The sequence below is a fragment of the Bradyrhizobium sp. UNPA324 genome, assembly GCF_006658635.1.
GTDB lineage: Bacteria > Pseudomonadota > Alphaproteobacteria > Rhizobiales > Xanthobacteraceae > Bradyrhizobium > Bradyrhizobium nanningense.
This window is the reverse complement of the sequence record NZ_LFJD01000004.1, coordinates 1,058,136-1,070,299: the sequence shown is the minus strand read 5'-3', so window position 1 is coordinate 1,070,299 and position 12,164 is coordinate 1,058,136. Positions and strand designations below refer to the sequence as shown.

Annotated in this window: 13 protein-coding genes; 12 read left to right on the top strand and 1 reads right to left on the bottom strand. The window is 65.0% G+C overall.

Annotation, left to right across the window (positions count from 1 at the left end):
• Positions 1-9: 9 nt before the first annotated feature.
• The 11 genes from argS (at position 10) to surE (ending at position 10,889) form a co-directional block, all read left to right on the top strand.
• The gene (argS, locus tag UNPA324_RS05125; RefSeq protein WP_164936253.1) at positions 10-1,800 is read left to right on the top strand and encodes an arginine--tRNA ligase; all 1,791 of its coding nucleotides are present in this window, start codon (positions 10-12) and stop codon (positions 1,798-1,800) included.
• Positions 1,801-1,940: 140 nt separating this feature from the next.
• Positions 1,941-3,485 carry an SPOR domain-containing protein gene (locus UNPA324_RS05115; RefSeq protein WP_141933815.1) on the top strand — a complete coding sequence of 515 codons (1,545 nt, stop codon included), beginning with the start codon at positions 1,941-1,943 and terminating at the stop codon, positions 3,483-3,485.
• A gap of 46 nt (positions 3,486-3,531) precedes the next feature.
• Positions 3,532-4,560 (top strand): beta-N-acetylhexosaminidase, encoded by a 1,029-nt coding sequence (gene nagZ, locus UNPA324_RS05110; RefSeq protein ID WP_141933813.1) that lies wholly within the window; start codon positions 3,532-3,534, stop codon positions 4,558-4,560.
• Positions 4,557-5,396, top strand: coding sequence for a segregation and condensation protein A (locus tag UNPA324_RS05105; protein ID WP_028136235.1), 840 nt, complete (start codon positions 4,557-4,559; stop codon positions 5,394-5,396). Before nagZ ends, UNPA324_RS05105 begins: the two co-directional genes overlap by 4 nt.
• Before the next feature lie 21 nt (positions 5,397-5,417).
• Positions 5,418-6,194, top strand: a complete 777-nt coding sequence (scpB, locus tag UNPA324_RS05100) for an SMC-Scp complex subunit ScpB (protein ID WP_181769296.1) — start codon at positions 5,418-5,420, stop codon at positions 6,192-6,194.
• Positions 6,195-6,360: 166 nt separating this feature from the next.
• A complete protein-coding gene (locus UNPA324_RS05095) occupies positions 6,361-6,594 on the top strand; it encodes a twin-arginine translocase TatA/TatE family subunit (protein ID WP_128919420.1) in 234 nt (77 codons plus the stop codon).
• A 91-nt stretch (positions 6,595-6,685) separates the two neighbouring features.
• The gene (tatB, locus tag UNPA324_RS05090; RefSeq protein WP_141933808.1) at positions 6,686-7,222 is read left to right on the top strand and encodes a Sec-independent protein translocase protein TatB; all 537 of its coding nucleotides are present in this window, start codon (positions 6,686-6,688) and stop codon (positions 7,220-7,222) included.
• Positions 7,219-8,031: a twin-arginine translocase subunit TatC gene (gene tatC, locus UNPA324_RS05085; protein ID WP_128919422.1), complete on the top strand. Its 813-nt coding sequence runs from the start codon at positions 7,219-7,221 to the stop codon at positions 8,029-8,031. The genes tatB and tatC overlap by 4 nt, the downstream gene beginning before the upstream one ends.
• Positions 8,032-8,168: 137 nt before the next feature.
• Positions 8,169-9,500: a serine--tRNA ligase gene (serS, locus tag UNPA324_RS05075; RefSeq protein WP_141933805.1), complete on the top strand. Its 1,332-nt coding sequence runs from the start codon at positions 8,169-8,171 to the stop codon at positions 9,498-9,500.
• A 149-nt stretch (positions 9,501-9,649) separates the two neighbouring features.
• Complete coding sequence (locus UNPA324_RS05070; protein ID WP_128919425.1) at positions 9,650-10,012, top strand: hypothetical protein; 363 nt, start codon at positions 9,650-9,652, stop codon at positions 10,010-10,012.
• Between the two features lie 109 nt (positions 10,013-10,121).
• A complete protein-coding gene (surE, locus tag UNPA324_RS05065) occupies positions 10,122-10,889 on the top strand; it encodes a 5'/3'-nucleotidase SurE (protein ID WP_141933803.1) in 768 nt (255 codons plus the stop codon).
• Positions 10,890-10,892: 3 nt separating this feature from the next.
• Here the strand turns inward: surE and UNPA324_RS05060 are convergent, their stop codons facing one another.
• Positions 10,893-11,264: a response regulator gene (locus UNPA324_RS05060; RefSeq protein ID WP_128919427.1), complete on the bottom strand. Its 372-nt coding sequence runs from the start codon at positions 11,262-11,264 to the stop codon at positions 10,893-10,895.
• Between the two features lie 227 nt (positions 11,265-11,491).
• On the opposite strand from UNPA324_RS05060, the gene UNPA324_RS05055 reads away from it, so the two are divergent.
• Positions 11,492-12,142, top strand: a complete 651-nt coding sequence (locus tag UNPA324_RS05055) for a protein-L-isoaspartate(D-aspartate) O-methyltransferase (protein WP_128919428.1) — start codon at positions 11,492-11,494, stop codon at positions 12,140-12,142.
• Positions 12,143-12,164 lie beyond the last annotated feature (22 nt).

Sequence of the window (12,164 nt, the reverse complement as noted above, 5' to 3'; positions counted from 1 at the left end):
GCGGCGGCCATGCCCCAGACATCCTCATCCCTGCATTTGTTCGCCGACGTGCTTGCACGCGTGCATGCCGCCTGCCGCGCGCTTGCGGCGGAAGCCAACTGGCCCGAGGGCATCGATTTCGCGCGCGTGGTGGTCGAGCCGCCGCGCGATGCCTCCCATGGCGACATGGCGACCAACGCCGCGATGGTGCTGGCGAAAGAGGCAAAGGCAAAGCCGCGCGATCTCGCCGAGCAGATTGCCGAGCGGCTGCGCGCCGACGCGCTGATCGCCAAGGTCGACGTCGCCGGTCCCGGCTTCATCAATCTGACCTTGAGGCCGGCCGCCTGGGCCGAGGCGCTACGGACGGTGCTGCGCGAGGCCGCCGATTACGGCCGCGTCCGCGGCGGCTCCAAAGTGAATGTCGAATACGTCTCGGCCAATCCGACCGGGCCGATGCATGTCGGCCATTGCCGCGGCGCCGTGTTCGGCGACGCGCTGGCGAGCCTGCTCCAGTTCGCAGGTCACGACGTCACCCGCGAATATTACATCAACGACGCCGGCGCGCAGGTCGACGTGCTCGCGCGCTCCGCTTTCCTGCGCTATCGCGAGGCGCTCGGCGAGGACATCGGCGCGATCCCGGAAGGGCTCTATCCCGGCGATTACCTCAAGCCGGTGGGGCAGGCCCTTGCGAAGGAGCACGGCGACAAGCTCCTCGCAAAGAGCGAGGCCGAGTGGCTGCCGGCGGTGCGCGCCAAGGCGATCGCGATGATGATGGACGAGATCAAGGACGATCTCGCCGCGCTGAACATCCGCCACGACGTGTTCTTCTCGGAGCGCTCGCTGATCGAGATCGGCAACAACAAGGTTGCCGAGACCATCGATTTCCTGAAAGCCAAAGGCGACATCTACGAAGGCCGCCTGCCGCCGCCGAAGGGCGCGCCGGTCGAGGATTGGGAAGACCGCGAGCAGTTGCTGTTCAAGGCGACCGCTTACGGCGACGACGTCGATCGCCCGCTGATCAAGTCGGACAATTCCTACACCTACTTCGCCTCCGACATCGCCTACCACAAGAACAAGTTCGACCGTGGTTTTGCGGAGATGATCGACGTCTGGGGCGCCGATCACGGCGGCTACATCAAGCGCATGCAGGCGGCGGTGAAGGCGACGACGTCGGGCAAGGGATCGCTCGACGTCAAGATCGTCCAGCTCGTGAAGCTGTTGCGCAATGGCGAGCCGGTGAAAATGTCCAAGCGGAGCGGGGACTTCGTCACCCTGCGTGAGGTGGTGGATGAAGTCGGCCAGGACGCCGTCCGCTTCATGATGCTCTACCGCAAGAACGATGCGGTGCTCGACTTCGACCTCGCCAAGGTCATGGAACAATCGCGCGACAACCCGGTGTTCTACGTGCAGTACGGCCACGCCCGCGGCCACTCGATCTTCCGCAATGCGCGCACTGAGGTGTTCCCGGAGCTTCCCGAGGATACCGGCGAACGGCTCGCCTGGCTCAGTGAGTCGGCGGTGGAACGGTTGTCGGACCCGGCCGAGCTTGAACTTCTCAAGCGCCTCGCAATATATCCTCGTATGCTCGAAGCCGCCGCCGCGGCCCACGAGCCGCACCGAATTGCCTTTTATCTCTATGATTTAGCCAGCGAGTTTCATGCACTTTGGACGAAGGGGCGCGATTTGCCCTATTTACGCTTCATTATCAATAATGATGCACATCTAACAAAGGCGCGGCTGGCCATGGTCCAGGGCGTCGTCTCGGTTCTGGCATCGGGCCTCGCCATCCTCGGCGTCCATGCCCCGAACGAGATGCGGTAGTTTGGGGCGAACTACTTAAGGGGAATTCGGGGGTAACCGGCAGAAGCCGGATCGCTTAGACTTGGTTGAAAGCCTTGTGGGTCGAAAGCCGTGCCTTGGTCGAGGGGCGCGCGGCTTTCCCGAAGGGACGCATCATCACGATGGCCGAACGATATCAGGACAGACCGTTTCCTTCCGATGACTATGGTCGCGGTGGCGACCAGCATGGCAGGGCGGAAAGCGATCCCTTGGCTGAGCTCGCCCGCCTGATCGGACAAACCGATCCTTTCGCCGCGCAGTCCCGCCCCGGCGCGCGCCCGCCGGCAGCGTCGCCGCCCGCACAGAATTATCAGGACGACGATTATCGGCAGGACGATGATCAGCAGGACTACGCCGAGCAGGCTCCGCCGACGCCGCCCGGGCCGCCCTCATGGATGCGGCGCGCCAATGTGCAGCCGCAGCCGGCGCCGGCCCCCGAGCCTGACTATCCGGTGACCGTCAATCCGGTTCATCCGTTGCATCGCTATTCGGCCCCGTCCGCCGCGCCGGAGCCTGAGCTTCGTCAACCGCATGCCTATCAGGATCACGGCTATCCGGGACAGGCTTACCAGCAGCAGGATCAGGCCTACGAGCAGCCGGCCTATCAGGAGCCGTATCACCAGCAGCCCGATCCGTCGCGCTACGACGATGCGCTCTATGGCCGGCTCGAGGCGGGCGAGCAGGACTATCAGCGTGAGCCGGCCTATCCGGACGATCCCTACGCCTATCAGAGCGACTATCCCGAGGAAGTCGAGGAGCCGAAGAAGCAGCGCGGCGGCATGATGACGGTCGCGGCGATCCTGGCGCTGGCCGTGGTCGGCACGGGTGCGGCCTTCGCCTACAAGACCTATGTCGGCTCGCCCCGCAGCGGTGAGCCGCCGATCATCAAGGCTGACAACACCCCGACCAAGATCGTGCCGGCGCCGACGGATTCCTCGGCCAAGGTGCCGGATCGCATGGTCACTGGCGATGGCACCGAGAAGATCGTGCCGCGCGAAGAGGCGCCGGTCGACGTCAACGCCAAGGCGGGCGGTCCCCGCGTGGTGTTTCCGCCGCTGAACCAGAATGCGAACCCGCCTTCGGTCGCGAGCGTGTCGCCGTCCACGGTGCCGCCGCCGGGCGCGAGCAACGGCACCATGCCGAACAACTCGCCGCGCCCGATCAGAACTGTGGCCGTGAAGGGCGATCAGACCGATAGCGCCACGCCGCAATCAGCCGCTGCTGCCAAGCCCGCTTCTGCGCCGAAGCCTGTTGCAGCACCGGCTGCGCCGCGCAATCCGCCGACCTCGGCCAATGCCAGCGCCAACCAGCCGATGTCGCTGGCGCCGCAATCGGTTCCGGCGGCCGAGCCGCCACAGCGGATGGCGGCGACCACGCCGACTCAGGTCGCGCCCGCCAGCAGCGGCGGTGGCGGCTACATCGTGCAGGTCTCCTCGCAGCAGAGCGAGGACAGCGCCGCTGCGTCCTACCGCGTGCTTCAGAGCAAGTATGGCAGCGTGCTCGGCTCCCGCTCGCCGGTGATCAAGCGCGTCGACCTCACCGACAAGGGCAAGGGAATCGTCTACCGCGCCTTCGCTGGGCCCTATGCCTCGGCGGAGGAGGCGACGCACGCCTGCAACAGCCTGAAGTCCGCCGGCTTGTCCGCCTGCTTCGTCCAGAGGAATTAACGGCGGTTTCCTTGACCCCCTCACGGGTCAGGGTTAATCGGCCGTTATGAGCACGCGGGCCTTCATTACCGGCGTTTCCGGAACGGAACTGACCGCCGTCGAGCGGGAGTTTATCCGCGACCAGCGCCCATGGGGCTTCATCCTCTTCAAGCGCAATGTCGCAACGCCAGCTCAAGTCGCTGCATTGGTTGCAGAATTGCGCAACGTGGCAGGCGCTGCCGACGCACCCGTCCTGATCGACCAGGAAGGCGGCAGGGTGCAACGGCTGGGCCCGCCGCATTGGCCGATCTACCCGCCGGGCGCCGTTTTCTCGACCTTGTACGACACTGATTCGGCGCTCGGGCTCACCGCGGCGCGCCTGTCAGCCCGTCTGATCGCAGCCGATCTCGCCGATCTCGGCATTACCGTGGATTGCCTGCCGCTGGCCGACGTTCCGGTAGCGGGCGCCGATGCCGTCATCGGGAACCGGGCCTACGGCACGGAGCCGGCCAAGGTCGCGGCGATCGCGCGCGCTGTCACGGAAGGGCTGGAGCAGGGCGGCGTGCTGCCGGTCCTCAAACACATCCCCGGCCATGGCCGGGCCACCGCGGATACCCATTTCAAGCTGCCGACGGTGGATACGCCGCGGGATGAGCTGGAACGGACCGACTTCGCCGCGTTCAAACCGCTGTCGGACCTGCCGATGGCGATGACTGCACATGTTGTGTTTAGCGCGGTCGACTCCGCCCATCCGGCGACGACATCTGCGACAATGATTGCTGACGTGATTCGCGGCGCAATCGGGTTCCAGGGTTTGTTAATGAGTGATGACGTGTCGATGAACGCGCTGTCGGGAAATATCGCCGAACGGACCCGCGCGATCTTCGCGGCCGGCTGCGACATGGCCCTGCATTGCAACGGCAATATCGAGGAGATGCGTGCGGTTGCCGGTCAGACACCTGAGCTGTCGAGCCGGGCGCTAGAGCGGGCGAAGGCTGCGCTCGCCGCGCGCAAGCCGCCGCAGCCGTTCGACCGGGCGGCCGCGCGCGCGGAACTGGACGCATTGATCGCACGGGCAAACACGGCTTCCGCATGACCGCAGAAATTCTATCTTTCGAAACCGGGCGGCCCGCAGAGCTTGCCGAGGGTGAGCCGGCGCTCGTGGTGGACGTCGAGGGCTATGAGGGCCCGCTCGACCTGCTGCTCGCGCTGGCGCGGCAGCAGAAGGTCGATCTCGCCAAGATCTCGATCCTGGCGCTGGCCGACCAATATCTCCATTTCATCGAAGCCGCGCGGAAGATCCGGCTCGAGCTTGCCGCCGACTATCTCGTCATGGCGGCGTGGCTCGCCTTCCTGAAGTCGCGCCTGCTGCTGCCGGAGCCGCCGAGCGCGGAGGGCCCGAGTGCGGAGCAGATGGCGACGGCGCTCGCCAACCGCCTGCGCCGGCTGGAGGCCATTCGCGAAGCCGCCAACCGGCTGATGAACCGGCCGCAATTGCAGCGCGACATCTTCCCGCGCGGCGAGCCCGAGCAGATCGCCGAGATCAAGCATCCGAAATATACCGCGACGCTGTACGATTTGCTGACCGCCTATGCCTCGCAGCGCCAATCGCGCGTGCTGGCGAGCGTGCATCTGGCCAAGCGTACGGTGTGGTCGCTCGCCGAGGCGCGCGCCACGCTGGAGCGGCTGGTCGGCAGCCTCAACGAACAGGATGACTGGGGCGTGCTGGACGATTTTCTGATCCGGCATGTCGCCGATCCCACGCAGCGCGCGACGGTGTTCGCCTCGAGCTTTGCTGCCGCGTTGGAACTGGTGCGCGAAGGTCAGTTGGAGCTGAATCAGAAAGAGGCGTTTGCGCCCATCTATTTCCGGAAGGGGCGTCCAAAACCGGTCCCGGACGCAGCTCCTGCGCCTGATGCGCCGGTCGCTTAAGTGCAAGAAGGAGAATCTGCCATGGCAAGCCTGGCTGAAGTGCGGGTAGAAGAGGCCGAGCCGATGGAGAACGAATCCCAGGCACGTCCCGAGGAATTGCGGCTGCTGGAAGCGCTGCTGTTCGCTTCGAATGAGCCGCTGGACACCGCGACGCTGGCCAAGCGCATGCCCGAGGGGGTCGACGTCAAGGCTGCGCTGGAACAGCTCCAGGCCGACTATGCCTTGCGCGGGGTGAATCTCGTCCGCGTCGCCAACAAATGGACCTTCCGCACGGCCGGCGATCTCGCCTGGCTGATGACGCGGGAGAGCACCGAAACCCGCCGCCTGTCGCGCGCGGCAATCGAGGTGCTGGCGATCATCGCCTATCACCAGCCGGTGACGCGCGCCGAGATCGAGGAGATCCGCGGCGTCGTCACCTCGAAGGGCACGCTCGACGTGCTGCTGGAGACCGGCTGGATCAAGCCACGTGGCCGGCGCAAGACGCCGGGCCGTCCGCTGACCTTTGGAACCACCGAGGACTTCTTGTCGCAGTTCACGCTCGAACAGCTCGGCGATCTGCCGGGCCTCGAGGAGCTGAAAGGCACGGGCCTTCTGGATTCGCGCCTGCCGACCGGGTTCAGCGTGCCGACGCCGTCGGACGATCCGACGCTGCGTGAGGATGAGGATCCGTTGGAACCGGGCGACGAGCTCGATCTGGCGCTGGCGCCTGCGGTCGAGCCCGAGACTTCGGAAGCGGCGCCGGAAGGCGGCAATGACGATGGCGGCGAGGGTGGCGGCGACGGCGGCACCGAGGACTGACGTACCGTCCGCTCAACGGCCCCTGCGACCGGTTAACACTGGCAAGATTACGTAGCGCCCACAGCGAATTGGCGCTGCCTTGGTCCTTGTTTTTGCGACCTGCCAAGCCTAGGTTTCGGTGAAGATCGGCCGGGTCCCCGGCCATGCGCGTTTGGAGGGTTGCAGGATGGGTTCACTCAGCATTTGGCACTGGATCCTGGTGATCGCAGTGGTCCTGCTGCTGTTCGGTCGCGGCAAGATTTCGGATCTGATGGGCGACGTGGCGCAGGGCATCAAGGCATTCAAGAAGGGTATGCAGGACGACGACAAGCCTGCCGAGAAGCCCGAGCCGGCCAAGTCCATCGAGCACAACAATACGCCGACCGCGGCGCGGTCCGACGTCGGCAGCAAGGCCGTCTGAGCCGAAAGAAGCACGCCAGACGCGGGAAGCGGTCCCGATCCTGCACGCAAGGGATTGGGCCGGTCGCGGCTTCGCGTGAACGGAAGACCTCATGTTCGACATCGGGTGGAGTGAACTGGTCCTCATCGGGGTCGTGGCCCTGATCGCCATCGGCCCGAAAGAGCTGCCGGGCGTGCTGCGCATGGTCGGACAGTGGATGGGCAAGGCGCGCAAGATGGCCGCCGAATTCCAGGGCCAGTTCCAGGAAGCGATGCGCGAGGCCGAGATGGCCGACCTCAAGAAGAGTTTTGATGAGGTCAAGGAAGCCGCGACCGGATTCAATCCGCTGACTTCGCTCCAGAAGGACGTCAGTGACGCATTGCGCGTCGATGCCCTGGACAAGCCGGCCGAGACGTCCGCGACGACTGCTGTCGAACCGCCGGCGACTTCAAGTGAAGCGCCGGCGACTTCGAGTGAAGCGCCGGCAACGCCGACCACTCCGGAGGCCCCGACGCCCGCGACTTTCATGGAGGCCGAAGCGCATGCGGCTGCGAACGAGCCGCTTGCGATCACCCGTGAGGTCGAGCAGGCAAAGGTTGCGCAGGACACCGCGCCATCCGAAGCGATCAAGGACGCCAAAGCGTCATGACCGACGCCGATATCGAGGCCAGCAAAGCCCCGCTGATGGACCATTTGATCGAGCTGCGCTCGCGGCTGATCAAGGCGCTGCTCGGCTTTGGCGTGGCCTTCATCTTCTGCTTCTTCTTCGCCAAGCAGATCTACAACGTGCTGGTCTGGCCGTTCGTGTGGGTCGCAGGTCCCGAGAATTCCAAGTTCATCTACACGGCGCTGCTGGAATATTTCATCACCCAGCTCAAGCTCGCGCTGTTCGGGGCCGGCTTCATCTCGTTCCCGATCGTCGCGACGCAGATCTACAAGTTCGTCGCGCCCGGCCTCTACAAGCACGAGAAGCAGGCCTTCCTGCCGTATCTGGTCGCGACCCCGTTCTTCTTCGTGCTGGGCGCCGCGCTGGTCTATTTCGTCGTGCTGCCGATGCTGGTCCGCTTCTCGCTCGGCATGCAGCAGGCCGGCAGCGACGAGACCGCGCAAATCCAGCTCTTGCCCAAGGTTGGCGAATATCTGTCGCTGATGATGTCGCTGATCTTCGCCTTCGGCATCGCCTTCCAACTGCCGGTGATCCTGACTCTGCTCGGCCGGATCGGGATCGTCAGCTCGAAGATGCTGCGGGAGAAGCGGCGCTATTTCATCGTCATCGCCTTCGTGATCGCTGCCGTGCTGACCCCGCCCGACGTGCTCAGCCAGTGCTCGCTCGCCATTCCACTGCTGGCGCTCTACGAGGGCTCGATCATCGCGGTAGCGATGGTGGAGAAGAAGATGGCCGCGGCGCAGGCCACCACCGGTACCGACGTGTCGACGCCGGCAAATCCCGCGGAGTAGGGCGCTTTCGCTCTATCATAGAGCTGTTCAGCCCATGATTCGTCGTGCCCGGGCTTGACCCGGGCATCCACGACTTGATCTAAGGCGGCAGATACGTGGATGGCCGGGATAAACCCGGCCATGACGGGAAGACAGCCATGCACGACATCAAATCGATCCGCGACAATCCGCAAGCCTTCGACGCCGGTCTCGCCCGGCGGGGTCTGAAGCCGCTGTCGGCCTCGCTGCTCGCGATCGACGAGAAGCGGCGGACGGCGATCCTGGCGTCCGAGCAGGCGCAGGCGCGACGCAATGCGGCCTCCAAGGAGATCGGCGACGCCAAGAAGGCCAAGGACGAGGCGCGCGCGGCCAAGCTGATGGCCGAAGTTGCCGAGCTCAAGACCACGATGCCGGAGCTCGAGGCCGCGGCGAAAGCTGCCGACGAGGAGCTAGCGGAGGCACTGTCGGCGATTCCCAATTTGCCCCTTGGCGAAGTGCCCGATGGCATCGATGAGCACGGCAATGTGGAACGCCATGTGTTCGGCAACCGCCGCAATTACGCGTTCGCGCCAAGAGCCCATGACGAGCTCGGCGGCGCGCTTGGCGAGATGGATTTCGGGACGGCGGCAAAGCTCTCCGGCGCGCGCTTCGTCGTGCTGAAGAAGGGCCTCGCGCGGCTCGAGCGCGCGCTCGGCCAGTTCATGCTGAATCTGCACATCGACGAGCACGGCTATACCGAGATCAATCCGCCGCTGCTGGTGCGCAACGAGATCATGTTCGGCACAGGACAATTGCCGAAATTCGAGGACGATCAGTTCTGGGCGATCAAAGGCGAATTACTCGCCGCGCCCGATCTGGGACAATTGCGGACCGAGCGTCTCGGCATCATTCCGACGGCCGAGGTGGCGCTCACCAATTTGGTCCGCGAGTCTATCCTCGACGAGAAGCAATTGCCGATGCGACTGACTGCGCTGACGCCGTGCTTCCGTGCAGAAGCCGGTGCCGCAGGGCGCGATACGCGCGGCATGATCCGCCAGCACCAGTTCACCAAAGTCGAGCTGGTCTCGATCACGACGCCGGAGACAAGCAAGGACGAGCACGAGCGCATGCTTGCGTGCGCGGAGGAAGTGTTGCGGCGGCTCGACCTGCATTACCGCGTCATGACGCTGTGCACCGGGGATATGGGTTTTTCGTCGCAAAAGACCTATGACATCGAGGTCTGGATGCCGGGCCAGGGCGAGGGCGGGGCGTTCCGCGAGATCTCCAGCTGCTCGGTCTGCGGCGACTTCCAGGCCCGCCGCATGGATGCGCGCTCCCGTGGTCCGGACGGCAAGCCGCGCTTCGTCCACACGCTGAACGGCTCGGGCACCGCGCTCGGTCGCGCGCTGATCGCCGTGATGGAGACCTATCAGCAGGAGGACGGCTCGATCGCGGTCCCCGACGTGCTCCGGCCCTATATGGGCGGGTTGAAGGTGATCGGGCGCGACTGAAGCATTTTCGAGTGAAGTGGATACCGGTTCGCGTCAAGAGACGCGTCGAGACAAAAATCGCGTCGCCCGTCTGAAATGCCGGAAACGATCGGTTGCGAAGATCGGGCGGCCGGCTATCCTGCCGGCCCCGCAACGCGAACCCTCCGTTCATGGCCTTGCACCGCGACATCTTCTGGGTCGGCAGACAATGGGCGGTGACGGGTGCCGGCATCCAGGCCGTTGATCAGCGCCTGCGCGGCGTGCTCGACATCGACATCGCGCGGCTCTGGGACGACGATCTCGTGCAGAGCCGGCGGGCCAAGCCCGGTGTGAATGCAGCTGATTTCGACAAGGCGCTGTCGGTGGCACGCGAGCGCTTTCCGCAGGGGCCAGCGTCGAATCCGCTGGTTGCGCAATTGGAGGCGCTCGGCGTGATCGAGGCGCCAGTCGTCAGTCCGGCCGTGCCGGCGATGAAGCTGCGTGCGGAGGGGCGGCTAGCGCGCTTCCTGCCGCAATGGCGCATCCGCCGTTGACAGGACCAGGCCGGGAACCCGCCGCCAGACCGCAATCAGCCGGTTTGCCTGATTGGCCGGAGCCGGATAAGACGGCTCGACCCCCACTTTTTGGAATCGAACCTTTCGCATGCGCATTCTCTGCACCAATGACGACGGCATCCACGCCCCCGGCCTCAAGGTCGTCGAGGAGATTGCGCGCGCGCTGTCCGACGACGTCTGGGTCGTTGCACCCGAGCTCGACCAGTCCGGCGTGTCGCATTCGCTGTCGTTGAACGATCCATTGCGCCTGCGCGAAGTCGGGCCGCGGCACTTTGCCGTGCGGGGCACGCCGACCGACTGCGTCATTATGGGCGCGCGCCATATCCTTGGGGCCAAGCTGCCCGACGTCGTGCTGTCCGGGGTCAACAAGGGCCGCAACGTCGCCGAGGACGTGGTCTATTCCGGCACCATCGCCGGCGCACTGGAGGGCACCATTCTGGGCCTGCCGTCGTTCGCGCTGTCGCAGGAGTTCAGCGTCGAGACCCGCGACCGCCTGCCGTGGGACACCGCGCGCAAGTTTGGGCCGGACATCCTGCGCAAGGTGATCGCTGCGGGCATCCCGAAGGACACCGTCATCAACGTCAACTTCCCGTCCTGCGCGCCGGAGGATGTGCTCGGCATCCGCGTCACGCGCCAGGGCAAGCGCAATCTCGGTTTCTTGCGGATCGACGAGCGCAAGGACGGTCGGGGCAATCCCTATTTCTGGATCGGCTTCGAGCGCACGGCGATGATGGACACGCCCGCCGACGGCACCGATCTGGCGGCACTGCGCGAGCGCTACGTCTCGGTCACGCCGCTCAGGCTCGACCGCACCAATGAGGCGTTTTCGGAAGAGCTCAGCGCGACGCTGAAATAGCGCCTAGGTGCCGCGGAGCGCGGCTTCGATGGTCTTGCCGAGCGCGTCGAGCTGAAAGGGCTTCTGGAGCGCCGGCCGGTCGCGGTACTGCTCGGGCAGGCCGGAGGAGCCGTAGCCGGTGGCAAAGATGAATGGGCAGCCCTTGGCCTTGATCACGTCGGCGACCGGCGAGATGACCTTGCCGTTGACGTTGACGTCGAGAATGGCGATGTCGAACTCGGTCGCCTGGGCGAGCCGCATGGCCTCGTTGATGTCGCCCGCCTCGGCTGCGACCTTGTAGCCGAGCTCTTCGAGCATGTCCGCGACCATCATCCTGATCATCACCTCGTCCTCGACGAGGAATACAGAGCGGCCGGAAAGCCCTGTCGCGGTCATAGTGGAGTCCTTGCCCATTGCCAAAAACGTTCGCAGATAACACGAATCGACGCAATGCGCGTTTCGACGAACGGATGCCTGAAAATGGTCATCGCGGCTTGCCCGTGGCAAGCCAATTTGTGGTCTAATGCTTCAGGCGAAGACTATCATGAGTTCCTGAGCAGGAACACGATTCTCGCGCCCCGGCTTGACGCCCACCGGGTCCGCCAAGACAGCACAAGCAGGCAATGACCTCCCATCAGCACCCGCCGGAAAAGATGATGTTTCAGCTCACGCTGAGGCGTCGGGGCATCAGCGATCAGGCGGTGCTGCGAACCATGGAGGAGGTGCCGCGCGAGCTTTTCGTCGACGAGGCCGATCGCGACGGCGCCTACCGCGACAGCGCGCTGCCGATCGCCTGTGGGCAGACCATCAGTCAGCCCTTCGTCGTGGCCTACATGACCGAGCAGCTTCAACTCCAGAAGCAGCACCGTGTGCTCGAGATCGGCACCGGTTCCGGCTATCAGGCCGCCGTGCTGTCGCGGCTCGCCGGCCAGGTCCTGACGGTCGAGCGCTATCGCAAGCTTGCCGACACGGCACGCGCCAGGCTCGAAAAGCTCGGTTGTCACAATGTCGAGGTGATGCTTGGCGACGGTCTCAATCTGCCGCCCAATATCGGCCCGTTCGATCGCATCATCGTCACCGCAGCAATGGAGCAGATTCCGGAGAATCTGGTCGAGCGGCTGGAAGTTGGCGGCATCCTGATCGCGCCGGTCGGCCCGCATCAGGGCGTGCAGACGCTGATCCGCCTGACCCGCAGCGCGACAGGGATCGAGCGCAAGGAACTCGTCGATGTCCGCTTCGTGCCGGCACTGCCCGGGGTGGCGCGGGAGCTGTAGAATTCCGGATCGGCTGTGCGGC